Source organism: Micromonospora sp. NPDC004336 (genome assembly GCF_053602615.1).
The window spans coordinates 1-23,075 of sequence record NZ_JBSGDY010000099.1 but is presented as its reverse complement, the minus strand read 5'-3'; the positions used below and the strand labels follow the sequence as shown (position 1 = coordinate 23,075).

19 protein-coding genes and 1 pseudogene are annotated in these 23,075 nt (G+C 75.5%); 9 read left to right on the top strand and 11 right to left on the bottom strand.

Annotation, left to right across the window (positions count from 1 at the left end):
• Positions 1–509 precede the first annotated feature (509 nt).
• Entirely contained in the window at positions 510–758 is a 249-nt protein-coding gene (locus ACWENR_RS19900) for a hypothetical protein (RefSeq protein WP_452278462.1), read from the top strand.
• A gap of 60 nt (positions 759–818) precedes the next feature.
• Here ACWENR_RS19900 and ACWENR_RS19895 read toward each other — a convergent pair whose 3' ends face one another.
• The 4 genes from ACWENR_RS19895 to ACWENR_RS19880 form a co-directional block, all read right to left on the bottom strand.
• Positions 819–3,092, bottom strand: a complete 2,274-nt coding sequence (locus ACWENR_RS19895) for an ATP-binding cassette domain-containing protein (protein ID WP_452278461.1) — start codon at positions 3,090–3,092, stop codon at positions 819–821.
• A gap of 414 nt (positions 3,093–3,506) precedes the next feature.
• Positions 3,507–4,235: a class I SAM-dependent methyltransferase gene (locus tag ACWENR_RS19890; protein WP_452278460.1), complete on the bottom strand. Its 729-nt coding sequence runs from the start codon at positions 4,233–4,235 to the stop codon at positions 3,507–3,509.
• A gap of 127 nt (positions 4,236–4,362) precedes the next feature.
• Positions 4,363–5,157 (bottom strand): YwiC-like family protein, encoded by a 795-nt coding sequence (locus tag ACWENR_RS19885; RefSeq protein WP_452278464.1) that lies wholly within the window; start codon positions 5,155–5,157, stop codon positions 4,363–4,365.
• Between the two features lie 5 nt (positions 5,158–5,162).
• A complete protein-coding gene (locus ACWENR_RS19880; protein WP_452278459.1) occupies positions 5,163–5,495 on the bottom strand; it encodes a cupin domain-containing protein in 333 nt (110 codons plus the stop codon).
• A gap of 487 nt (positions 5,496–5,982) precedes the next feature.
• Here ACWENR_RS19880 and ACWENR_RS19875 point away from each other — a divergent pair, with 487 nt between their 5' ends.
• A complete protein-coding gene (locus ACWENR_RS19875) occupies positions 5,983–7,239 on the top strand; it encodes a D-alanyl-D-alanine carboxypeptidase family protein (protein WP_452278458.1) in 1,257 nt (418 codons plus the stop codon).
• Positions 7,240–7,476: 237 nt separating this feature from the next.
• A complete protein-coding gene (locus tag ACWENR_RS19870; protein ID WP_452278457.1) occupies positions 7,477–8,292 on the top strand; it encodes a peptidylprolyl isomerase in 816 nt (271 codons plus the stop codon).
• 114 nt (positions 8,293–8,406) lie between these two features.
• Here ACWENR_RS19870 and ACWENR_RS19865 read toward each other — a convergent pair.
• A pseudogene (locus ACWENR_RS19865) lies at positions 8,407–8,967 on the bottom strand (substrate-binding domain-containing protein); the annotation flags it as partial.
• Positions 8,968–9,755: 788 nt separating this feature from the next.
• Between ACWENR_RS19865 and ACWENR_RS19860 the strand changes: the two are divergent.
• The 3 genes from ACWENR_RS19860 to ACWENR_RS19850 all read left to right on the top strand — a co-directional run bounded on the left by ACWENR_RS19860 (position 9,756) and on the right by ACWENR_RS19850 (position 11,773).
• Entirely contained in the window at positions 9,756–10,499 is a 744-nt protein-coding gene (locus ACWENR_RS19860) for a hypothetical protein (protein WP_452278456.1), read from the top strand.
• A 340-nt stretch (positions 10,500–10,839) separates the two neighbouring features.
• Positions 10,840–11,478 carry a TetR/AcrR family transcriptional regulator gene (locus ACWENR_RS19855; protein ID WP_091102356.1) on the top strand — a complete coding sequence of 213 codons (639 nt, stop codon included), beginning with the start codon at positions 10,840–10,842 and terminating at the stop codon, positions 11,476–11,478.
• A gap of 67 nt (positions 11,479–11,545) precedes the next feature.
• A complete protein-coding gene (locus ACWENR_RS19850; RefSeq protein WP_091102353.1) occupies positions 11,546–11,773 on the top strand; it encodes a DUF3107 domain-containing protein in 228 nt (75 codons plus the stop codon).
• Between the two features lie 54 nt (positions 11,774–11,827).
• Here ACWENR_RS19850 and ACWENR_RS19845 read toward each other — a convergent pair whose 3' ends face one another.
• The gene (locus ACWENR_RS19845; protein WP_452278455.1) at positions 11,828–12,484 is read right to left on the bottom strand and encodes a ferritin-like fold-containing protein; all 657 of its coding nucleotides are present in this window, start codon (positions 12,482–12,484) and stop codon (positions 11,828–11,830) included.
• A 319-nt stretch (positions 12,485–12,803) separates the two neighbouring features.
• Here ACWENR_RS19845 and ACWENR_RS19840 point away from each other — a divergent pair, with 319 nt between their 5' ends.
• The 3 genes from ACWENR_RS19840 to ACWENR_RS19830 all read left to right on the top strand — a co-directional run bounded on the left by ACWENR_RS19840 (position 12,804) and on the right by ACWENR_RS19830 (position 16,397).
• Positions 12,804–14,465 (top strand): DEAD/DEAH box helicase, encoded by a 1,662-nt coding sequence (locus ACWENR_RS19840; protein ID WP_452278454.1) that lies wholly within the window; start codon positions 12,804–12,806, stop codon positions 14,463–14,465.
• Between the two features lie 119 nt (positions 14,466–14,584).
• Positions 14,585–15,847, top strand: a complete 1,263-nt coding sequence (locus ACWENR_RS19835; protein WP_452278453.1) for a class I SAM-dependent methyltransferase — start codon at positions 14,585–14,587, stop codon at positions 15,845–15,847.
• A gap of 133 nt (positions 15,848–15,980) precedes the next feature.
• Entirely contained in the window at positions 15,981–16,397 is a 417-nt protein-coding gene (locus ACWENR_RS19830) for a helix-turn-helix domain-containing protein (protein WP_091102342.1), read from the top strand.
• A gap of 44 nt (positions 16,398–16,441) precedes the next feature.
• On the opposite strand, the gene ACWENR_RS19825 is transcribed toward ACWENR_RS19830, so the two are convergent.
• From ACWENR_RS19825 to ACWENR_RS19805, 5 genes are all read right to left on the bottom strand, one after another.
• Positions 16,442–17,341 (bottom strand): hypothetical protein, encoded by a 900-nt coding sequence (locus tag ACWENR_RS19825; RefSeq protein WP_452278452.1) that lies wholly within the window; start codon positions 17,339–17,341, stop codon positions 16,442–16,444.
• Between the two features lie 462 nt (positions 17,342–17,803).
• Positions 17,804–19,960, bottom strand: coding sequence for a DEAD/DEAH box helicase (locus ACWENR_RS19820; RefSeq protein WP_452278451.1), 2,157 nt, complete (start codon positions 19,958–19,960; stop codon positions 17,804–17,806).
• 242 nt (positions 19,961–20,202) lie between these two features.
• On the bottom strand, positions 20,203–21,330 hold the full coding sequence (locus ACWENR_RS19815; protein WP_452278450.1) for a branched-chain amino acid ABC transporter permease: 1,128 nt from the start codon (positions 21,328–21,330) through the stop codon (positions 20,203–20,205).
• A complete protein-coding gene (locus ACWENR_RS19810) occupies positions 21,327–22,217 on the bottom strand; it encodes a branched-chain amino acid ABC transporter permease (RefSeq protein WP_452278449.1) in 891 nt (296 codons plus the stop codon). The genes ACWENR_RS19815 and ACWENR_RS19810 overlap by 4 nt, the downstream gene beginning before the upstream one ends.
• Positions 22,217–22,996 (bottom strand): ABC transporter ATP-binding protein, encoded by a 780-nt coding sequence (locus ACWENR_RS19805; RefSeq protein ID WP_452278463.1) that lies wholly within the window; start codon positions 22,994–22,996, stop codon positions 22,217–22,219. The genes ACWENR_RS19810 and ACWENR_RS19805 overlap by 1 nt, the downstream gene beginning before the upstream one ends.
• Between the last annotated feature and the right edge of the window lie 79 nt (positions 22,997–23,075).

Here is a 23,075-nt window from a genome sequence, read left to right as displayed (position 1 = left end):
GCAGGCCGCCGACCTCGTCGCCCAGCACTGGAACAGCTGACACAGACCTTCCACCACAAGGGGGACCACCGGCCGGCACCCGACCACGGGTGCCGGCCGGCGGCACATCCACCTGCACGCACGGCCAGCCGATCCTGAAAAAGAGGGGCCGGTCGGGGAACACCGATTGCCGTCGGCTGGTTGAATGAGGTGTCGGTGTGTCCAGTGTCCCCGGGCCTCACCTGAATTGCCTTCGCGGAATACCGTCCGGCTGGAGCCGCGTCGCGCCACGCGCCGAGAGGCGACATGCACACCGACACCCAGCGCCGCCCCCGGACCTCCCGGTCCGGGGGCGGCGCTGTCTCGTCCGTACCCCCGTCCGCCCGGCGTGGCCGTGCCGGGCGTAGCCGGTGGCCGGACGAGCGACCGTCGCGGCGAAGGGGTTGTGGTGTGCGTCATCGGCGGTGTTTACGCAGCTCACCGCGGGTAAGAGGGGCGCGCTCCCGAACTTTGAGGCAGGTATCAGCACCATGGCTCCACCCCGCACCCCCGCCCGCTACCACGGCCTCCACCGCGCGGCTGCGCGCCCGGTGCCGGCGGTCGCCCGCACGGTCGCGTCGCTGGCCGTTCTCGTCGTGCTCGCGACGCTCTTCCTCGACGCGTTGCTGATCGTCGTCGGGCTGCTCACCCCGGTCGCGGCATCGGTGTCACCGCTGCGCCGCTGGCTGAGCCGGCTGGCGGTCCCGCCGGCCCGGGCCATCCCCGCGCACGGGCGTTGACGTCGACGCCGCCCGGGCCCGGCGTCGGTCGACGACACCGGGGCCGGGGGCGTCGGTTCCTCAGCGGGCGACGTACTCGCGCAGGTGGCGGGCGGTCAGGGTGTCGCCGTGGGCGACCAGGTCGGCCGGGGTGCCGGTGAACACGATCCGGCCGCCGTCGTGCCCGGCCCCCGGCCCGAGGTCGATGAGCCAGTCGGCGTGCGCCATGACCGCCTGGTGGTGCTCGATGACCACGACGGTGTTGCCGGCGTCGACCAGCCGGTCCAGCAGCGCGAGCAGCTGATCCACGTCGGCCAGGTGCAGGCCGGTGGTCGGCTCGTCCAGCACGTACGTGCTTCCGCTGTCGGCCATGCGGATGGCCAGCTTGAGCCGCTGCCGTTCGCCGCCGGAGAGCGTGTTGAGCGGCTGCCCGAGGGTGAGGTAGCTCAGCCCGACGTCGACCATCCGGTCGAGGATCACCCGGGCCTGGCCGGTGGGGAAGAAGTCTCGCGCCTCGATGGCCGACATCGCGAGCACCTCGCTGATGTTCTTCCCGCGCAGCCGGTAGGTGAGCACCTCGTCGGTGAAGCGTCGCCCCTCGCACCGTTCGCAGACCGAGGCGACGCCGGCCATCATCGCCAGGTCGGTGTAGACCAGCCCGATGCCCTTGCAGGTCGGGCAGGCGCCCTCGGAGTTGGCGCTGAACAGCGCGGCCTTGACCCCGTTGGCCTTGGCGAAGGCGGTCCGGATCGGATCCAGCAGGCCGGTGTAGGTGGCGGGATTGCTGCGCCGGGAGCCCCGGATCGGGGACTGGTCGACGACCACCACGCCGTCGCGGCGGCGCAGCGAGCCGTGGATCAGTGAACTCTTGCCGGAACCGGCGACGCCCGTGACCACGGTCAGCACCCCGAGCGGGATGTCGACGTCGACGTCGCGCAGGTTGTGCAGGTCGGCGCGGCGGATCGGCAGGTGGCCGGACGGCCGGCGTACGTGCTCGCGGAGGCGGACGCGGTGGTCGAGGTGGCGCCCGGTGAGGGTGTCGGAGCGGCGCAGGCCGGCGACGTCCCCGGTGTAGCAGATCCGACCGCCGGCGGTGCCGGCGCCGGGACCCAGGTCGACCACGTGGTCGGCGATCGCGATGGTTTCCGGCTTGTGCTCCACGACCAGCACCGTGTTGCCCTTGTCGCGCAGGCGCAGCAGCAGGTCGTTCATCCGGGCGATGTCGTGCGGGTGCAGCCCGACGGTCGGCTCGTCGAAGACGTACGTGACGTCGGAGAGACTGGAGCCCAGGTGGCGGACCATCTTCACCCGCTGGGCCTCGCCGCCGGAGAGGGTGGCGGACTCGCGGTCGAGACTGAGGTAGCCCAGGCCGATCTCGACCAGCGAGTCGAGCAGGTCGCGCAGGTTGCCGACCAGCGGGGCGACCGACGGGTCGTCGATGCCGCGGACGAACTCGGCCAGGTCGCTGATCTGCATCGCGGAGCACTCGGCGATGTTGCGCCCGGCGATGCGGGAGGAGAGGGCGGCGGCGTTGAGTCGCGTGCCCTCGCACGCGGGACAGGTGGCGAAGGTGACGGCCCGGTCGACGAACGCGCGGATGTGCGGCTGCATCGACTCGCGGTCCTTGGCCAGGTAGAGGCGGCGCACCTTGACCGCGAGGCCCTCGTACGTCCAGTTGTTGCTGCCCACCTTGATCTTGGTGGCCGGTTTGTGGAGGAAGTCCTCCCACTGTTGCGGGGTGTAGTCCTGGAGCTTGACGTCGGGGTCGAACAGGCCGGAGTTGACGATGGTCTGCCAGTACCACGAGTCGACGGCGAAGTTGGGCACCGTGATCGCGCCGTCGTTGAGCGAGCGCTCGACGTCGACCATCTCGTCGACGTCCAGGTCGGAGATCCGGCCGAGGCCCTCGCAGTGCAGGCACATGCCCTCGGCCAGGTTGAAGCTGAAGGCGCCGGCCCCGCCCACCTGCGGGGTGCCGAGCCGGCTGAACACGATCCGCAGCATCGCGTACGCGTCGGTGGCGGTGCCTACGGTGGATCGGGAGTTGGCGCCCATCCGCTCCTGGTCGACGACGATGGCGGCGCTCAGGTTGCGCAGCGAGTCGACGTCGGGGCGGCTCAGGTTCGGCATGAACGACTGGAGGAAGGCGCTGTAGGTCTCGTTGATCAGGCGCTGCGACTCGGCGGCGATGGTGCCGAAGACCAGCGAGGACTTCCCCGACCCGGATACGCCGGTGAAGACGGTCAGCCGGCGTTTGGGGATGTCGACGGAGACGGTGGCGAGGTTGTTCTCCCGTGCTCCGCGTACCTCGATCATGTCGTGGCTGTCGGCGGCGGAGTGTGCTTCCTGCTGCATGCGAACCCTTCGCGAGGTCGTGGGCGGCGTGGCCGCCCGGACTGCTGTCACGGGGAGCGGGCCCGTCGTACCGTACAGCGTACGGTACGACGTACGGAGGTTGGGGGCAGGGGAGTCCCCGGGACGGCGGCCCGACCCTCCGGCCGCCTTCAATCGTCTCACTGAACCGTGTGTGAAGGGTTTGTCGATGTGCCCGCAGGAAATCGCGCGTGAGCGAGCGGCGAAGTCTCAAACGGCGTCCAGGCCGGCCAGCCCGCGCTGCGGCCGGTGGCCGACCCCGCGGACGGTCCCCACGAGGCGGGCGTCACCCCGTTCGGGAACGGCGCCGCCCGGAGGTCGACCTGCCGCTCGGCCGCGTTCCTCGGCGGCGCCGCGCGGCTGCCGGACGCACCGCCCCGGGCCCGCCCGCCTGACTCAGCGCAGCACCAGCAGGTCGAGGTGGTCGACGACCGGGCCGGTCTCCTCGCGCGCCGCGGCCCGGAGCCGGGCCAGCCCGGCGGCGTACTCCTCGTCGGTGATCAGCTGGAGCGGGGTGTGGGCGCGGCGTTCGAGGCGTTCCGCGAGCTCGGCCAGCGAGCCGGCGGTGGTCTGGGCGACCGGCTCGACGCTGCTCACGGCGAACCCGGCCGCCGCGAACACCGAACGCACCCTCGCGAGGTCGGGGTAGCGCCGCAGCACCCGGACCGCCTCGGGGAACCAGCGGAACAGGGCGATCCGTTGGTGCCGGCCGGGGAACGGCGAGCGGATCAGCACCGGCGCGCCCGGCCGGAGCACCCGTCGCAGCTCCCGGGCCGCCGCGTCCAGGTCGGGTACGTGGTGGATCATCGTGGACAGCCAGGCGGCGTCCATCGTCGAGTCCCGCAGCGGCAGCGCGGCCGCGTCTCCGGCGAGCAGCGGCCGGTGGGCGGCGCGGGAGCGCATCGCCGCGGCGGGTTCCACCCCCACCACCCGGGCGCCGAACCAGTCGGTGAAGGCACTTGCCCAGGCCCCGGTGCCGGCGCCGAGGTCGAGCACGGTGATGCCCGGCCGCAGGCGCAGGTGCCGCCCGACCGCGTGCCGCCACCGGTCCAGCCCGCTGCGCGCCAGCTCGCGTCCGGCGGCGAAGGCGGCCGCGTCGGCGTCGTCGTAGGAGATCAGAGCCACGGCCATCACCTCGCCACCGTCGCCGGGACATCCGGGCGATCGTTCCCCGGTTCTAGTGGGTGGGAAAGGCCGTGGGCAATGGCTTGTGAGCCAACCGACGCGGCGGTGCGGCCACGACCCCGGTGGATCAGCCGGCCGTCGACGACGCCAGCGCCGCCAGCACCAGCAGGGTGCCCGCCAGCTCGACCAACCCGACCCGCTTCGGCGTGATCCGACGCCCCGGCAGCAGCACGGCCCGGGCCAGCAGCGCCGCGAAGACCACGGCGACCGGCGCCGGCGCCCAGAGCGCCGCCGCGACGACGGCGACCGCGTGGTACGCCCACGACGCCCACCGGTACCGGACGCTGTCCCGCTCGCGGATCATCGTCTTGACGTTGAGAATCGTGCCGACGAGATAGCCGAGCGCCACCACGGTCACCCCGACCACCTCGGCCGGCGGCACCTCGGCGACCGTCGCGACGACGAACCCGAGTAGCCCGCACTGCGCCACGAAGGCGAGGTCGTTGACGAGTGCCCGGTCCCGGCGCCGGCGCGCGAAGCCGGCGTTGACGGCGGCCAGGACCCCGAAGAGCGGCGCGTACGCCAGGACCGCCGGCCGGGCCACCACGACGGGAGCCGCGCACAGCACGGCGACGACGCCGTACGCGGTCACCTGCGGGCGTACCCGGCGGAGGCGGCCGGTCTTGGCCGCCGGGAGCAGGAAGTACGACAGCGGGTACGCGGCGAGCAGGGCCCCCAGCAGGAACAGGTGCAGCGGGTGCGGGCCGGTGACGGTGACCGCCGCCAGGACGGGCAGCAGCAGCATCGCCCACGCGCCGTGCTGCGGCGGCAGCCAACCGGGTGACCGCCCCCGGCGGCGGGCGCGGGCGGCGGGGGTCGCGGGCCGCCCGGCCGGATCGGCGACCGGGCGGCGGGCCGGCACGGTGGTCACGGCAGCGGCGTCACGGTGAGCAGGACGGCCGCATCGGTCACGGCGTGCAGCGCGTGCCGCCGCGGCGGGATGACCATGAGGTCGCCGGCGTGGCCCTCCCAGGACTCGTCGCCCGCCACCAGGCGCACCTGTCCCTGGAGCACCTGCAGCGTCGCCTCGCCCGGGCTGTCGTGCTCGTCGAGCGAGCGGCCGCCACAGAGGGCGAGCAGCGTCTGCCGCAGCCGTCGGTCCCGGCCGCTGTGCAGGTTGCGGGCGCTGCGCCCGCTGTCGGCCTCCCGGGCGGCGGCGAGCTGCTCGTCGGCGAGGCGGGTCAGCGAGAGGGCTTCCATGATGCGTCCGTCCTTCCGGGTCGGCGTGGCACCGGCGTGCGGGGCGAGCCGACAGCGCGCCTGTCACAAAACCGGTATACCGTTTACCGCTTTCGGATTACCAGCTTCCGCGCCGGCGACGCACGCCGGCAGGGCCGATGGTCCCGAACCGGGGCGGCCACGGGCCCGATGCGCCCCCGGCCCTCCGCGCCCGACACCCACACCACACCCCGCGCCCCGCATGGCCACCGCGCATCCGTAACAGCGGTCAAGATCTGCGCAACTTCCGGGAAAGTGCGGTCTCGACGCGATCGGGAGGCCACACCTTCCAGGAAGTTGTGGGCGGCGGGGCGAACAAGGTCGAAGGCGCGGACCGCCGCGCTGACGGCGCCCGGTGGAGGCGCCCCGCGAGTGCGCGCCGGGTGGTGGGCGCGTCGTGACGTACGAGTTCACCGTGCGGCATCGGGAAGCCGGCCCGCACCACGATCTTGCCGGCTAGGGTGCGGGCATGAAGGTTCGGCTGCTGGCGGCCACGGCGACCGCCGTCCTCCTCGCCGTCGGCGTGCCCGTCCCCGCGTCGGCCGGGCCGACCGGGCGTACCGCCTCCGCGACGGTCGCCGGCGCCGTGCCGCCCGCGCCGTGCCCACGGGCGCCCGCGCCGAAGGTGTCCCGGCCGCCGCGCCCGTCGCCGCCGCCGGCCGTGCCCGAGGAGCGGGCCGTCGGTGGACCGGCGCTGGACACCGCCGGCCTAGTCGTCCCCGCGGCGGTGCCCCGGCCGCCGGCGGTCACCGCGACCTCGTGGCTGGTCGCCGATCTGGACACCGGCCAGGTGCTGGGCGGCTGCGGCCCGCACGAGTACGCCACCCCGGCCAGCGTCCAGAAGCTGCTGCTGGCGGCCACCATGCTGCCCCGGCTCGATCCGACGCGGGTCGTCACCGTCACCGACGGCGACATGAACATCGAGCCGGGCTCCTCCGCCGTCGGGCTGGTCGCCGGCGGGCGCTACCGGATCGAGACCGTCTGGCTCGGGCTGCTGCTGCAGTCCGGCAACGAGGCGGCCAACGTGCTGGCCCGCCTCGGCGGCGGCCCGGACGGGATGGCGGGCGGCGTGCGGGCCATGAACGAGGAGGCCCACCGGCTCGGCGCCCTGCAGACCCACGCGGTCACCCCGTCCGGCCTCGACGGCAAGGGCCAGTTCACCAGCGCGTACGACCTGGCGCTGATCGCCCGGGCGTGCTTCGCCGACCCGACCTTCCGCCGGTACGCGCTGACCGAGACCCACCGCATCCCCGCCCAGCCGGCGCAGCGGACCAAGGGCTTCGAGATCCAGAACGAGAACCAGCTCATCTACCGCTATCCCGGCGCGCTCGGCGGCAAGACCGGCTTCACCGACCTGGCCCGGCACACGTACGTCGGCGCCGCCGAGCGGAACGGTCGCCGGCTGGTGGTCACGCTGCTGGGCGCCGAGCCGCAGCCCGCGCGGGGCTGGGAGCAGGGTGCCGCCCTGCTCGACTGGGGCTTCTCGCTGCCCCGGGGCACCACGGTCGGGCGGCTGGTCGAGCCGGGGGAGTTGGCCGCCTCGGCGGCTGCCACGCCCCCGGCGCTCGCGGCCACCGGCGCCCCGCGCCCGGCAGCAGCCAGCGGCCCGCTCGACGACGGTCTGGCGGGCAGGTGGCCGGTGGCCCTGCTCGCGGCGGCCGTGCTCGGGCTGGCGGCGGTCGTGTTGCTGCGGCGACGCCGGTCGGGACGCGGCCGGACACCCTGACGGCAACCTCGCCAGCCGGGCGGCCTCGCCAGCCGGGCGGCGGGGCAAGCGGGCGTCCTCGCCAGCCCGGCAGGCTCGCCAGCCCGGCGGCCTCGTCAGCCGGGCGGCCTCGTCAGCCGGGCGGCGGGGCAAGCCGGCGTCCTCGGCAGCCCGGCGGGCGGCGGTGCGGATCGACAAGCGGCGACGCGCTCCATAGACTCCGGTCTTTCTGGTGCCACACGTCCAGGAGGACCCCACGTGTCGAGCGATCCCCGACCGCACCCCGCCCCGTCGATCGCGGTGCGCCGCCGACCGGCCCGTACGCTGACCCGCCTCGCCGGGGTGGCCCTGGTGGCGGGCGCGCTCGTAACCGGTGGCGGCGCCACCGCGGTGGCCGCCCCCGCCGAGGCTGCGGCCGACGCCACGGCCGATCCCCGGGTCACGCCCGGGCCCTGCGCCTACACGGAGACGCCCGAGGAGCCGGCCGCCCGGCCGGTCCCGCTGCCGCCGGACCCGAGGCGCACCCCGGACCGGGGCACCGTGCGGGTGACGCTGCGGACCAACCAGGGGCCGATCGGGCTGACCCTCGACCGGGAGGCGGCGCCGTGCACGGTGCAGAGCTTCCTGCACCTGGTGCGCCACCGCTTCTACGACCGGACCTCCTGCCACCGGCTGACCGCGTACCCGACGCTCAAGGTGCTCCAGTGCGGTGACCCGTCCGGCACCGGGTCGGGTGGGCCGGGCTACCGCTACCTCGACGAGCTGCCCACCGACCTGCCGCCGGCCCCGACCGACCCGACCGGCGTGCGCCGGCTCTACGCCCGGGGCACCCTCGCCATGGCCAACGCGGGCCCCGACACCAACGGCAGCCAGTTCTTCCTGGTCCAGTCCGACTCGGCGCTGCGCCCGAACTACACCGTCTTCGGCTCGATCGACGCCGCCGGCCTGGCCACCCTCGACCGGATCGCCGCCGCCGGCATCGCCCCGACCGCGGAGGACCCGGCGCCGGTCGACGGCGCGCCCGCCCTGCCGGTGGACATCCACCGGGCGGTCCGGCACCACCATCACCGCTGATCGTTCGTGCCGTTCCCGCCGGGCGGATCCCACCCGGTCGTCCGGCGGGAACGGCGAAACTTTCGGAGCGTCACCGGAAGCGTTCGGGCGGGTTGGCCGGTGCCCCGGCGGCCGTCACGGCTCGCGCGGCGGGGCCGTGCTGTCGCGTACGACGAGGTGGGTGGCGAGCTCCACCCGGGGGGAGTCGATGGCCTCGCCCTGGGCCAGCCGCAGCACGGTGCGGGCGGCCAGCCGGCCCATCTCCACCAGTGGCTGCCGGACGGTGGTCAGCGGGGGTGAGGCCCAGCGCGCCTCGGGCAGGTCGTCGAAGCCCACCACGCTGACGTCGTCGGGGATCCGCAGGCCCCGGCGGCGTACGGCCTCGTAGACGCCGAACGCCATCTGGTCGCTGGCGGCGAAGATCGCCGTCGGCGGCGCGTCGAGGTCGAGCAGCGCCGCCCCGGCGGCGAAGCCGGAGGCGTGGTAGAAGTCGCCGGGGTGCACCAGGGTGTCGTCCATCGGCACGCCCGCGGCCTCCAGCCCGGCCCGGTAGCCGTCGAGGCGGGCCCGGCTGCACAGCAGGTGGGTGGGGCCGGCGACGAAGCCGATCCGCCGGTGCCCGAGCGCGAGCAGGTGCTCGGTCGCGGCGAGCCCGCCGGCCCAGTTGGTGGCGCCGATGGTCGGCACGTCGGTCGCGCCCGGTCGGCGGGACCGGTCGCCGGCTCGTACGCCGGGCGGGGTGCGGAACCGGCCCAGCCGGCCTCCTGGTCGCGCCCCGGCTCGGCGCGCGACGACCCGGGGTAGCGGGATGGCTCGGCGGCCCAGCGCGGCGGCTGCTCCTCGCGCGAGCGGCGACCCACGGCCTCGTCCTCGTCGTCGCGCGAGCGGCGGCCCACGGCCTCGTCCTCCTCCCGGGAGCGGCGGCCGACGGGCTCGTCCCCGCGCGACCGGCGGCCGGTCGGCTCGGGCTCTTCCCAGGGCCGGCCGACCGGCTCGGGCTCCTCGCGGGACCAGGGGGGCGCCCAGGCGTTGCCCCAGCTCGGCCGGTTCCAGTTCGGACCCGACCAGTCCGGCTCGGCCGCCGGTGCCCAGCCGGCGCCGCCCGGCCCTCGCTCGACGCCCGGCGTCTGCTCCGCGCCGGCCGCCCGGTCGAGGCCCGGCGCACCCTCCACGCCCGACAGCCGGTCGAGGCCCGGCGCACCCTCCGCGCCGGCCGCCTGGCCGACGCCGCCCGCCCCGCCTGCCGGGCGGTCGAGGCCCGGCGCCCGGTCCGCGGCCGACGGGTGCCCCGCGCCCGCCACCGGGTCGAGGCCCGGGGCGCGGGCACCCCCCGGGGCGTGCGGCAGGCCCGCCGCCCGGTCCAGGCCCGAGGTGCGGGCCGGATCCGACGGACGGTCCCGCCCCGCGCGGGCCGCCGGGTCCTGCCCGGCGACCGGACCCCGGTCCGAATCGGCGCCACGTTCCTCGGGGAACGGACGGGGCGGATGCTCCGCGCGGAGCGGGCCGGCGTCGTGGTCGCCCCGGAACGGGCCGGCGTCATGGTCGCCTCGGAACGGGCCGGGGCGGGGCTCCTCGCCGAACCGGCCGGTGCCGGGTTCCCCGCCGAGGGGACGGTCCGCGTCGAGCGCGCGGTCGACGCCGGAGAGGCGGTCGCCGGCCGACGCCTCCGCCTCGGCCGGACGCTCGGCGGCCGGCGGGAACGAACGGGGGGCGAGGGACGGCGGCTCCGGCGGGAACTGGTCGGCCCAACCGTGCGCGCCGGCGGCCGTGGCGGCCTCCTCGGCGGCGCGGTCGGCGGTCGGCGCGTGGAAGCCGGGCGGCACCTCGAAGCCGCTGGCCGCCGTGCCGACGGGCGGGACCTGCACGGCAGGCGGGGCGGAGGTCGGCAGCCCGGGCTCCGCCCAGCGCGCCCGGCGGCCGGTCGACGGCTCGTCCGGGGCGGGCCGGGCCGACCCGGTCTCGGGCTCGGCCGGCCCGGGCTGCGGGCCCGGCGGCTGCTCGGCCGCGGGTGCGGGCCGCTGCGCGGGCACCACCAGCCGGTCGCCTCCCGGGTCGCGGCGCTGCTCGCCGAGCATGCCGGGCGGGGCGCTCACCGGCGCCTGCCGGCCGGCCGGCGCCTCGTCGGCGGGACCGACGCCGTTGACGTGGTGACCGTTGGCCCGGGCGGGCGGCTCGGCCCCGAGCGGCGGGCCGGGCAGCGGCGAGGGCAGGTCTCCGTGTCGGGGTGACGAGGCGGCCCAGCCGGTGTCGGGCGGGCCCCAGGCCGGAGCCTGCTCCCGGGTCCCGGCGGCCTCCTGGCCACGGGACCAACCGGCCGCCGGGGGCGCCCACCCGCTGCCGGCCCGGCCCAGGTCGTCCTGCCGACCCGTCCCGTCGCCGTGCTCTCCCGGGGTGGCGGCACCGGGTTGCCCTGTTTCACTCACCGCGCGCTCCTTGGTCGCCCCCGCTGAGGCTACCGTGTGGTGACAGTGGCGATAAGTTACAGCGGCGGGCCAATTCCGCGACGGGCGACGAGCCCGGACCGGTTCGGGTGAAATGCCGGCTCGTACGAAGAACTCGGAGGTTCCCATGACCGCTGTGGGGAACGGTGCACAGACCGCCGGCCGGCCCACCCGCCTGCCCCGCTCCGCGCGCCGCAAGCAACTGCTCGCCGCGGCCCAGGAGGTGTTCGTCGCCCAGGGTTACCACGCGGCGGCGATGGACGACATCGCCGAGCGCGCGGGGGTCTCCAAGCCGGTGCTCTACCAGCACTTTCCCGGCAAGATGGAGCTCTACCTCGCCCTGCTCGACACGCACTGCGACGCCATCGTCGACAAGGTGCACGAGGCGATGCGCGGCACCAACGACAACAAGGAGCGGGTCGGCGCGTCGGTGCGCGCGTACTTCGACTTCGTCGACCACGAGAGCGAGGCGTTCCGCCTCGTCTTCGAGTCGGACCTGCGCAACGACCCGGCGGTGCGGCAGCGCGTCGAGCGGGTCGAGCAGGGCTGCATCGCGGCGATCACCGACACCATCATCTCCGACACCGGCGTCAGCCGGGCCCACGCCGAGCTGCTCGCCTCCGGCCTGGTCGGGGCGGCCGAGACCGCCGCGCAGTTCTGGCTCGCCGGTGGCCGGCTGGTGCCGAAGGCGGAGGCGGAGGCGCTGGTCGCCGCGCTCTCCTGGCGGGGCATCGCCAGCTTCCCGCTGCAAGGTGAGTCAGCCTGAGCATCGGGCCGCGAGATCGGATAGCCTTCCCCTCGGCGGCTCTTTCGCGCCCGAACGAGGAGGCACTGTGGAGGTCAAGATCGGCGTGCAGTACGCGCCCCGCGAGCTGGTGCTGGAGAGCGCGCAGTCGCCGGCCGAGATCGAGCAGATCGTGACCGACGCCATGGCCAAGGACGAGGGCACCCTCTCCCTGACCGACGAGAAGGGCCGGCGCGTGATCGTCCCGGTCAACAAGGTCGCCTACGTGGAGATCGCCGAGGCGTCGCCGCGCGCGGTCGGCTTCACCGTCCGCTGACCGGACCAACCGGCCGCGACGGGTGACCCGGTCACCCGTCGCGGACCCGACGCGTCAGTTGTTGAGCCCGGCGGCGGCCATCCGCGTGGTGTGTGCCGCGGTGAGCCGCCGGAACAATCCCTGGACGTCCACCCCGCCGCCCGCGATCAGGGCGGTCAGCCCGCCCCGGTCGGCGGCGGCGACCCGGCCGGCCTGCGACAGGGCCTCGCCGACCAGCCGCCGCGCCCACATCGACAGCCGGCCGGCCACCTTCGGGTCGGCGGCGACGGCGGCCCGGATCTCGGCGACGGCGAAGTCGGCGTACGCGGAGTCGTGCACCACGTCGAGGACGAGCCGGCGGTCCGGCTCGGCCAGGCCCGCCGCGATCTCCCGGACGAAGTCGTCGGTGACGGCGTCGCCCACGTACGCCTTGGTGACCGCCTCCGCCCAGTCCCGCGGCTCGGTCGAGTCGTGGTACGCCTGCAACGGCGCGACGTACGGCGCCATCGCGTCGTCGGGGAGCACGCCGAGCGCGGTCAGCCGGTCGGCCAGCCGCCGGTAGTTGCCGATCTCGGCGGCGGCCATCTCGCTCAGGGCCGCCCGACGGCGCAGGTCGGGGGCGAGCCGGGCGTCGGCGGCCATCCGCTCGAAGGCGAGCAGCTCGCCGAAGGCCACCAGGCCGAGCAGGTCGACGACGGCGCGGACGGGCGGGCCGGGTTCGGGGGCGGGCACGAGCGCAGGCTACCGCCCGCCCGCGCCCGGCGGGTAAAGTGGCACAGGTCACATCGAGCAACCCCGGGCGCGGCTCCCGCTCCCGGAATCAGGACGGCCACCATGCGGTTCAGGTAGCATGGAGCAGTTGCCGTGGGCGCCGAGCTGGCCAGCCTGGTCTGAACCGACCGGTCGGTCCGATCGAAGTCCGACCCCACGGCGCGCGTGCGGCCCGGTCCGGCCCGGCAAATCCTGCCGCCGACCGTGTGGCCCGCGCCACACCGATCGCGCCCTGAGGACATGACGGGGCGCACCCACGAGAGGGCACCCCCAGATCCATATGAGCGAGCTGACCCAAGACCTGATGGACGGCCAGGAGCTGGCCCCCACCGCCCCGGTGCGACCGGAGGCACCCACCTTCGCCGAGCTGGGCGCGCGTCAGGAGACCGTCGACGCGCTGGCCGCGGCCGGCATCACCCGCGCGTTCGCCATCCAGGAATACGCGCTCCCGATCGCGCTGCGCGGCACCGACCTGATCGGCCAGGCGCCCACCGGCACCGGCAAGACCCTCGGCTTCGGCGTGCCGCTGCTGGAGCGGGTCTTCGCGCCGGGCGAGGGCGGCGACGGCGTGCCGCAGGCGCTTGTCGTCGTCCCCACCCGCGAGCTGGGCATCCAGGTCGCGAAGGACCTCGCCGCCGCCGGCCGGACCCGGGGCGTCCGGGTGCTGCCGATCTACGGCGGCGTGGCGTACGAGCCGCAGGTCGACGCGCTGCGCAAGGGCGTCGAGATCCTGGTCGGCACGCCCGGCCGGCTGCTGGACCTGGCCAAGCAGAAGCACCTGCGCCTGGACCGGGTGCACGCGCTGGTCCTCGACGAGGCCGACCGGATGCTCGACCTGGGCTTCCTCGACGACGTCGAGCGGATCCTCGCGATGCTGCCGGAGGACCGGCAGACCATGCTCTTCTCGGCGACCATGCCGGACCCGATCGTCACCCTGTCCCGGCGCTTCCTGCGCCAGCCGGTGACGATCCACGCCGGGCACACCGCCGAGACCGGCCCGTCGCCGCAGACCGAGCAGCTGGCCTACCGCACGCACTCGATGAACAAGATCGAGATCGTGGCCCGCATCCTCCAGGCCGAGGGGCGCGGGCTGACCATGATCTTCACCCGCACCAAGCGGGCGGCCGACCGGGTCGCCGAGGACCTCGACTTCCGGGGCTTCGCGGTCGCCGCCGTGCACGGTGACCTCGGGCAGGGCGCGCGGGAGCGGGCGCTGCGGGCGTTCCGGGCCGGCAAGATCGACACCCTGGTCGCCACCGACGTGGCCGCGCGCGGCATCGACGTCAGCGGCGTCACCCACGTCATCAACTACGACTGCCCGGAGGACCAGGACACCTACACCCACCGGATCGGCCGCACCGGCCGGGCCGGGGCGACCGGTGTCGCGGTGACCTTCGTCGACTGGGACGACATGCCCCGCTGGCGGATCATCGACAAGACGCTGGGCCTGGAGATGCCGGAGCCGCCGGAGACCTACCACACGTCCCCGCACCTCTACACGGACCTGCACATCTCCCCCGAGGTCTCCGGCACCCTGCCGACCGCCGAGCGCACCCGCGCCGGGCTGTCGGCCGAGGTGGAGGAGGACCTGGGCGGCGGCCGGTCCCGCCGGGGCGAGAGCCGCGGCTCCCGGCGCGGCGAGGGCCGCGGGGAGGGTCGGGGGCGCGGCGAGCGCCGCCAGGACCGCGGCACCGAACCGACCGCCGGGCCGGACGCCGACGCGCCGGCCGAGGAGGGCACCCGCACCCCGCGTCGCCGCCGGCGCCGCCGGGCCGGCGAGACGGTCTCGGGCGAGCCGACCGCGGTGATCACCGCCGAGGCCGCCCCCGCCGACGCCCCCGCCGCCGTCGAGGGCGAGGCCCCGAAGCCGCGCCGCCGCCGGCGCCGTCGTGGTGCCGGTGGCGGCGCCGCCGGTACGCCGGCCGAGGCGACCGCCGACTGACCCGCCTGCTTCCCGACGTCCCCGTACCGGTTCCCGGTGCGGGGACGTCCGTCTGGTAGCCCCGCCCCGCCGTCGCACGCCTCGCGTCGCCTCGGCCGACCGAGCAGGAAGATGGAGCAATGCCGGAACCGCTGGACGCCGCCCTGACCGAGGTCCGGGCCCTGCTGCTCGACCCCGCGCTGACCCGGGCGGTCGCCGCCGGACGCCGACGCGGCCAGCGCCCCTCGGTGGTCCGGGCCGAGCTGAGGCCGGTCGCGCTCAAGGCCGGCCCGCGGCTGCAAATCTCCACCTCCGACGGCTCCCGGCCGTACACCCGCAACGTCGCCCCCGGCGCGGAGGCCGACGCGGCGGTCGACGCGCTGCTGGCCGAGCCGTTCGGCAACTGGCACGTGGAGACGGCCGAGGCGACGCTGCAACTGCGGGTGACGAAGTCGGGCGAGGCGCAGGTGCACCGGGCCGCGGCGGCCCGGCCGCCCGTCGAGCCGGGCGGGCACGACCGGGCGAAGGAATACCTGCTCGACCCGGGCGACCCGATCTTCGCCGAGATCGGGGGCTCGGCGGCGAAGCGGCGCCAGGTCGACGCGTTCCTGCGCGCGCTGGCGGCGACGCTCCCCGACGACCTGACCGGGCCGCTGCGGGTGGTCGACCTGGGCTGCGGCAACGCCTACCTGACCTTCGCCGCGTACCGGTGGCTGGCGCGGCGGGGGCTCGACGTGGAACTGGTCGGCGTGGACGTCCGGGAGGACCAGCGCCGCCGCAACACCGAGCTGGCCGAGCGGCTCGGCTGGGGCGACCGGGTCAGCTTCGTGGCCGGCACGATCGCCGACGCCGTCGTCACGCCCGCCCCCGACCTGGTGCTGGCGCTGCACGCCTGCGACACCGCCACCGACGAGGCGCTGGCCCGGGCGGTGCGTTGGCGCGCCCGCTGGGTGCTCGCCGCGCCGTGCTGCCACCACGACGTCGCGGCCCAGCTGCGCGCGCGGCCGGCCCCCGCGCCGTACGACCTGCTGACCCGGCAGGGCATCCTCCGCGAGCGCTTCGCGGACGTCCTCACCGACGCGCTGCGGGCCGGTCTGCTCCGGCTGCACGGCTACCGGGCCGAGGTGGTGGAGTTCGTCGACTCCCGGCACACGCCGCGCAACCTGCTGATCCGGGCCCGGCGCACCGGCACCCCGCCCACCGACGGCCAGCGGGCGGAATACCGCGCGCTGGTCGACCAGTGGGGCGTCACCCCACGGCTGGAGACGCTGCTCCTCCCGGCCGACGACGCCGCCGGCAACGGCGGTTCCGGCCCGCCGACGGCCCGGGCGGAGGAGGCGCCGGGCCACGGAGGGGCGTCGGACCCGGCTCAGGACGGACGGCCGTCGCCCGGGGGCGCGTGATCCTCGTCATTGTTGCGGCGAAAAATCCCGTCGGCGGGACGGTCTGGTCGGTCAGTCAATTGTTTCCTTACCTTTCCGTACTACCCTCGGAGGCGCACCGCCGGGTGCCGGTCGGGAGGGAAGACCCGCAGGGATGGGTTCGGTAGAGGTATCGCCGCAGATGGCCTTCGCACGCTTCGTGCGGCGCGCCATCGACGACGCCCGCGAGGAGCGCGGGTGGACCGTCACGGACCTGGCGTCCCACACCGGCGTCGGTCGTTCGACCGTGTTCCGCTGGCTCGCCGGCGACTGGCAGGACTATCCGGAACTCGCCAAGGTGCGGGGCTTCTGCGCCGCGCTGGACCTGCCGGTCGCGGCCGCGTTCCGCGCGCTCGGCCTGCCCGACGCCGGCCCCACCCCGCGCCGGCGCCTCGACGACGGCCCGGTCGAGGCGGACGTCCGGGTGATCCTGCAACGGCTCGCCGACCCGACCGTGCCGGCCGAGGAGAAGCACCACATCCGCGACCTGCTGCGCTACCTGGCCCGCCGGCCGATCCGCCGCGCCGGCTGACCTGCCATAGGGCACGAGCGGCGGCCACCCAGCCGGTCGACGGGTCAGGGCACCGCCAGCGTGAACTCGGCGGTCCGCACCACTCCGCCGACCTGGAAGTCCAGATAGAGCCGGTAGCGGCCCGGGCCCGGCGTGGTCACCCAGAACGTCACCGCCCCGTCGACCACCTGCGGCTCCGGGTGTACGTGCAGGTAGCCCAGGTCGCCCTCGCGCAGCGCGACCAGGTGCCCGTACGCGCCGAGGTAGCGCTCCAGCGTCGGGGTGCCGCCGGCCGCGCCGAAACGGAAGGTCAACGGCACGGTAAGCCCGGTCTGCGGCGTGCCCTGGTAGCTGACGGTGAAGCCGTCCACCGTTGCCGAGGTCGCCGGCGCCGGCAGCGGCCGCGGCTGGTACCCGCCGGGCGCGACCAGGTCGACCCCGAGGGTCACCGCCGACTGCCGGCCGTCGTCGGCGAGGGCCGTGAAGTCGGCGTACGCGCGCCAGACGCCCGGCTGCGGCAGGGTCAGCGGCACCGACCACGTGCCGTCGGCGGCCATGGTCGGATGCAGGTGCTGGAAGCCGGTCAGGTCGCGGCGCACCACGATCAGGTGCATCGGCTTGTCGTGCACGACGGCGAACCGCGTCACCGGGCGGCGTTGCGCGTCGCGCACCTGGAAGCGCAGCTCGCCCGGCCGGCCGGCAACGAACGCCGACGCCAACGGGGTGAGCGTGTAGCCGGCCGAGGTGACGGAGAGCCCCGCCGCCTCCGCCGCCGCGCCCTGGTCGCCGCCGTGCTCGTGGGCGCCGGTCCCCGGGGCGTGGGTGTGCTCGGCGAGTGCGCTGTCCAGCCGCCCCGGCGCGGACGGGCCACCGCCGTTCAGCCGGCCGAGGCCGAACCCGACCAGCACCGCGAGCACCAGGCCGCCGACCACCAGCGCCAGCCGGAGCGTGCTCCGGTCCGGCACGGCCGACGCCCCGCGAGACGCCACGGCGGCCGGGTCCGGCCCGGCCGGGAGGTGGTCCGGCACGGCGTGCTCGGCGGCCCCCGACGCCCGGTCCGCCACAGCCGGATCGGGTGGGGCCGTGGCCTGGTCAGGAACGGTCGGAGACCGGCCAGGCGCGGCCGGGGCCTGATCAGGAACGGTCGGGGCCTGGTCAGGTGCGGCCGTGGCCTGGTCAGGAAGGGCCGGAGCCCGGTCGGGCGCGGTCGGGGCCTGGTCAGGAAGGGCCGGAGCCCGGTCGGGCGCGGTCGGGGCCTGGTCAGGCACGGCCGCCGTCCCGCTGGTGGCCGGGCTGCTGATCGGTCATGCCGCTCACGTTACCCTCCGTCACGATCGCGCCGGCCCGGCGGCGAGGCGGCGTGGCGGCGGTCGCACTCCCACCCGGCCGGGAACTTTCCCGCCCCCGTCCGCCACGAACTCCGCGGGTCAGCCGGCGACGGCCAGCGCCAGCGGCAGCACGCCGGGCGCGCCGGCGCGGCGCAGTTCCCGGGCGGCCAGCGTCATCGTCCAGCCCGAGTCGACCAGGTCGTCGACGAGGAGCACCGGCCCGTCGAGCCCGCCGAGGGCCTCGGCCAGCTCGTCCGGCACGGCGAGGGCGCCGTGCAGGGCGCGTACCCGCTGGGCGCTGTTGCCGCGGGGACCGTCGCCGGCGGCCGGGCCGACCGGCGTCACCTGGCCGAGCAGCGGCAGCCGGCCGACGCCGGCGATCCGCTCGGCGAGCGAGCCGACCAGCCGGGGCCGGCGGCGCGAGCCGACCGCGACCACGCCCACCGGCCGGGTCGGCCACGGGTCGTCGCCGTGCGCCCACGCCTTCAGCACCTCGACCACGGCGGCGGCCACGTCGTCCGGGACGGGCCCGTCGGCCGCCTCCGGCCCGACGAGGCCCCGCAGCCGGCCGCCCCACCCCAGGTCGGACAGCCGCCCCACAGCGCGCCCCGGCAGCGCCTGCTCCGCCGGGGCGATGCGCCCCTTCAGGGGTACGCCCACCGCCTCAAGGCCGGTCGGCCAGAGCTTCTTCGGCGCGATCTCCACCCCGGGCCGGCCGAGGAAGGTCTGCGCGGCGGTCAGCGCGGCGTCCGACACGTCGGGGGTGAACAGCGGGCCGGCGCAGCGGTCGCACCGGCCGCAGTCGGCGGCCCCGGCGTCGTCCAGGCACTCGCGCAGGTAGCGCAGCCGGCAGTCGGCGGTGGCCGCGTACTCCCGCATGGCCTGCTGCTCGGCGGTGCGTGCCTCGGCGACGCGGCGCAACCGGGCCTCGTCGTAGACCCAGGGCTCGCCGGTGGCGAGCCAGCCCCCGCGCACCCGGCGGACCGCGCCGTCGACGTCGAGCACCTTGAGCATCAGCTCCAGCCGGGCCCGACGCAGGTCGACGATCGGTTCGAGGGCCTGCGTGGAGAGCGGGCGGTCGGTGTGCAGGGCGGCCAGTACGGCGCGGACCTGCTCCTCCGGCGGGAAGGCGAGCGACGCGAAGTAACGCCAGATGGCGGCGTCCTCGGCGCCGGGCAGCAGCAACACCTCGGCGTGCGCGACGGCGCGGCCGGCGCGGCCGACCTGCTGGTAGTACGCGATCGGCGAGGGCGGCGCGCCGAGGTGCACCACGAAGCCGAGGTCGGGCTTGTCGAAGCCCATGCCCAGCGCGCTGGTGGCGACGAGCGCCTTGATCTTGTTGTCCAGCAGGTCCTGCTCGGCGGCCCGCCGGTCGGCGTCCTCGGCCTGGCCGGTGTAGGAGGCGACGGCGTAGCCCCGGGACCGGAGGAACTCGGCGGTCTCCCCCGCCGCGGCGACCGTGAGCGTGTAGACGATGCCCGAGCCGGGCAGCCGGTCCAGGTGGTCGGCGAGCCACGCCAGCCGGTGCGCGGGGCTCGGCAGGTCGACCACGCCGAGGCGCAGCGACTCCCGGTCGAGGCTGCCGCGCAGCACGAGGGCGTCGCCGAGCTGCTCCGCCACGTCGGCGGTGACCCGGGCGTTGGCAGTGGCCGTGGTGGCCAGCACGGGGGTGCGCTCGGGCAGGTTGCCGAGGAACGTACGCAGCCGGCGGTAGTCCGGCCGGAAGTCGTGCCCCCAGTCGGAGACGCAGTGCGCCTCGTCGACGACGAGCAGGCCGGTGGTGGCCGCCAGCTTCGGCAGCACCGTGTCCCGGAAGTCCGGGTTGTTGAGCCGCTCCGGGCTGATCAGCAGCACGTCCACGGCACCGGTGTGGATCTCCGCGGTGATCTCGTCCCACTCGTCCAGGTTGGCGGAGTTGATGGTGCGGGCCCGGATGCCGGCCCGCGCCGCCGACTCGACCTGGTTGCGCATCAGCGCCAGCAGCGGCGAGACGATCACCGTCGGCCCGGCTGCCCCGGCGCGCTCACCCGGCACGGCGGCGTCGCCCCGGTCGCGTTCGCGCAGCAGGGCGGTGGCCACGAAGTAGACGGCCGACTTGCCCCACCCGGTGCGCTGCACGCAGAGCACCCGGCGGCGGTCGACCACCAGCGCCTCGATCGCCCGCCACTGGTCCTCACGGAGCCGGGCGTGCTCGCCGGCCAACCGCCGCAGCACCGCCTCGGCCCGCTCCCGTACCGCCGTCCGATCCTGGCTCATCCGGCATTTCTACCAGCAACGACGGACGCTCCCCGCGCCCCGGGCGGGACGGACGCGGGCGGGGCGAGCGCGCTATTTCCTGGTTGTAGTGGCCTCGCCGGATGCGGAGGGGACTGAATCCCGGAAGTAGTGCGCTCACCCCGGCGAAAGGGCGGGGGCGGGAGGGCGAGCAGGGCGTAGCCCTGTCGGTCGGGGTCGCCGCGTGGGCGGGGATCCTGACCGACAGGGCTACGGGCGGGGCGTCAGGGGCGGCGGGTCGGGGGGCGTAGGGAGTGGCGGAGGAGAGCCAGGCGGGGGGCGAGGCTGGCCAGGCCGCCAGGGAAGAAGTAGACGGCCAGGATGAAGACCGTGCCGAGCACGAAGAGCGGCTGGGACAGCGGGTTGCTCAGGAACGCCGGCAGGGCCTCCACCGCGTCGGACGTGCCGAACGCGACCAGCCGGTGGTCCAGGTACATGTAGAGGATCCCGCCGATCACGGGGCCCCACCGGGTGCCCGGCCCGCCGAGCACCACCATGACCAGCAGCGCCAGGGTCCACTCGGAGGAGGTGATGTGCGGCGACGCGCCGCCGACGATCAGGACGTAGACCACGCCGCCGGCCGCCGCGAGCCCGCCGGCCAGGGTGAACGCCACCAGCTTGAACCGGTACGGGTCGAGCCCCAGCACCCCGATGCGCCGCTCGTCGTCGCGCAGGCCGGCGAGCACCCGCCCGGTCGGCGAGCCGGAGACCCGGTGCACCACGAGGACCACCACGACCAGGTACGCCAGCGCCAGCCAGTAGAGGTTGACGGTGTTGGTGACCCCGACCAGCCCCTGCGGCAGCCCGGAGACGTCCAGCGGCAGTCCCTCCTCGCCGCCGGTGAGCCCGCCGAAGTCGCGGGCCACCAGGATCGCCCCCACCTGGGCGAAGGCGAGCGTCACCATGGCGAACGCGATCCCGACGGTACGCAGCGCCACCGCGCCGAGCAGCGCGGCGAGGATCGTCCCGCCGGTGATCGCGAGCAGCCCGGCCTGCCACAGCGGCAGTCCCGCCTTGGTGACCAGGATGTCGGTGCCGTACACGCCGGCGGCGAAGTAGAGGGCGTGGCCGAAGGAGAGCATCCCGGTGCGCCCGAAGAGCAGGTCGTAGCCGGCCGCCAGGCCGCCGAAGACCAGGCAGACGGCGAGCAGTTGCAGGGTGCCCGGGGAGTTCAGCGCCCCCTCGAAGACGCCCGGCAGGTGCAGCGTGGAGTACGGCAGGGCCAGCGCCACGGCCAGCGCGGCCAGCGGCAGGTAGGGGCGCAGCCCGTGCCACCGCCGGCGCCCCGGCGTCAGCTCGTCGGGCACCGTGGCCGGCGGCGCCGGCATCTCGGGGCTCTTGACCTCGGTCATGCCGTTGCCACCTTTCCGGCGATGCCCTGCGGGCGCAGCAGCAGCACCACGGCCAGCAGCGCGACCACGCAGATGTCGCCCAGCCCGGAGGTGCCGTAGTAGTTGACGAACTGTTGGGTCAGGCCGACGGCGACGGCCGCGTACGCGGAGCCGACGACCGAGCCCATCCCGCCGATGACCACCACGATGAACGCGAAGATCAGCAGCGAGCCGCCCTGGCCGGGCGAGACGGTGCCGAAGTAGACGCCGCCGAGCGCGCCGGCCAGCGCCGCCGCCGCCCCGCCGATGGCGAAGACCAGGGTGAACGCCTTGCGCACGTCGATGCCGAGCGCGGTGACCATCTCCCGGTTCTCCACGCCGGCCCGGATGATCAGGCCGTAGCGGGTCCAGCGGAGGAAGGCGAGGATCGCGCCGAGCACCAGCACCGCCGCGATGATCAGCAGCAGGCCGCCGTTGGGCACGTTGGCGCCGAGGATCGAGGTGACCTGCCGGGTCCACTCGGGGCGCGGGAACGGCCGGGCGTCCGCCCCCCAGGTGGCCTGGAGCAGGGCGACGCCGGCCAGCGAGAGGCCGACGGTGACCAGCACCTGCTCGATGGTGCGGGAGTAGAGCGGCCGGATCAGCACCAGCTCGACGAGCACCGCCACGAGCGTGCCGGCGGCCACCCCGAAGGCGACCGCGAGCACGAAGCCGAGGCCGTCGGAGCCGGCGCCGGGCAGGTTGTGCGCCGCCCACCAGGTCCCGTACGCGCCGACGCCGAGGAAGACGCCGTGCGCGAAGTTGAGCACGTCGGCCAGGCCGAAGACCAGGGAGAGCCCGCTGGCGACCAGGAAGTAGAGCGCCGCCAGGCCGAGCCCGGTCAGCGTCAACAGGATGACGGTGTCCATCAGTGCTGGTCCTTCCGCGCGGCGGCCGGCGTACCGGCGGGGTGGTGTCCCTCCGCCGAGCCGACGCCCAGCAGCGACTTCGTCAGGGCGGTCTCCAGCAGCAGCTCCCGCGCGTCCCCGGTCCAGGCGACCCGGCCGGCGGCCAGCACGACCGCGTCCCGGGCGAGCCGCCGGACCACGGCCAGGTTCTGCTCGACCAGCAGCACCGGCACGGACTCGGCGACGCGTTCCAGCACCTCGGCCACCTCGGTCACCACCTTCGGCGCGAGGCCCTTGGTCGGCTCGTCGACGAGCAGCAGCCGGTTGTCGTTGAGCAGCACCCGGCCGATCGCCAGCATCTGCTGCTGCCCGCCGGAGAGCGAGCCGGCCCGTTGCCGTCCGCGCCGGTCCAGCTCCGGGAAGAGCGCGAAGACCTTGTCGTACGCCGGAACGGTGCCCCGCCGCTCGGCGAGCCGGAGGTTCTCGGCCACGGTGAGCCCGGCGAACACGCAGCGGTCCTCCGGCACGTAGCCGAGCCCACCGCGGATCAGCCGGTGGGTCGGGCGGGCCAGCAGGCTCTGCGCGCCCATCCGGATCGTGCCCCGCACCTCGCCGCCGCGCGGCGTGAGGCCGACGATCGCGCGCAGGGTGGTCGTCTTGCCGACGCCGTTGCGCCCGAGCAGGACGGTGACGCCGGTCGGGGCGACCGTGAAGGACACCCCCTGGAGGATGTGCAGGCCGGCGATGCGGACCGACAGGTCCGCCACGCTGAGAATGGGTTCCACTAGCCCGTGTTTCATAAGGCTCGGAGCCACTGGTTGATGATGGCGATGGTGACGGTGGCTTCGAAGCGGACGGCGAGTTTGTCGTAGCGGGTGG

Bases quoted from the DNA above. Each gene is read 5' to 3' on its own strand.
- ACWENR_RS19900 (WP_452278462.1), top strand. From the start codon at position 510: ATGGCTCCACCCCGCACCCCCGCCCGCTACCACGGCCTCCACCGCGCG.
- ACWENR_RS19895 (WP_452278461.1), bottom strand. From the start codon at position 3,092: ATGCAGCAGGAAGCACACTCCGCCGCCGACAGCCACGACATGATCGAG.
- ACWENR_RS19880 (WP_452278459.1), bottom strand. From the start codon at position 5,495: ATGGAAGCCCTCTCGCTGACCCGCCTCGCCGACGAGCAGCTCGCCGCC.
- ACWENR_RS19875 (WP_452278458.1), top strand. From the start codon at position 5,983: ATGAAGGTTCGGCTGCTGGCGGCCACGGCGACCGCCGTCCTCCTCGCC.
- ACWENR_RS19860 (WP_452278456.1), top strand. From the start codon at position 9,756: ATGCTCCGCGCGGAGCGGGCCGGCGTCGTGGTCGCCCCGGAACGGGCC.
- ACWENR_RS19855 (WP_091102356.1), top strand. From the start codon at position 10,840: ATGACCGCTGTGGGGAACGGTGCACAGACCGCCGGCCGGCCCACCCGC.
- ACWENR_RS19840 (WP_452278454.1), top strand. From the start codon at position 12,804: ATGAGCGAGCTGACCCAAGACCTGATGGACGGCCAGGAGCTGGCCCCC.
- ACWENR_RS19835 (WP_452278453.1), top strand. From the start codon at position 14,585: ATGCCGGAACCGCTGGACGCCGCCCTGACCGAGGTCCGGGCCCTGCTG.
- ACWENR_RS19830 (WP_091102342.1), top strand. From the start codon at position 15,981: ATGGGTTCGGTAGAGGTATCGCCGCAGATGGCCTTCGCACGCTTCGTG.
- ACWENR_RS19820 (WP_452278451.1), bottom strand. From the start codon at position 19,960: ATGAGCCAGGATCGGACGGCGGTACGGGAGCGGGCCGAGGCGGTGCTG.
- ACWENR_RS19815 (WP_452278450.1), bottom strand. From the start codon at position 21,330: ATGACCGAGGTCAAGAGCCCCGAGATGCCGGCGCCGCCGGCCACGGTG.
- ACWENR_RS19810 (WP_452278449.1), bottom strand. From the start codon at position 22,217: ATGGACACCGTCATCCTGTTGACGCTGACCGGGCTCGGCCTGGCGGCG.
- ACWENR_RS19805 (WP_452278463.1), bottom strand. From the start codon at position 22,996: ATGAAACACGGGCTAGTGGAACCCATTCTCAGCGTGGCGGACCTGTCG.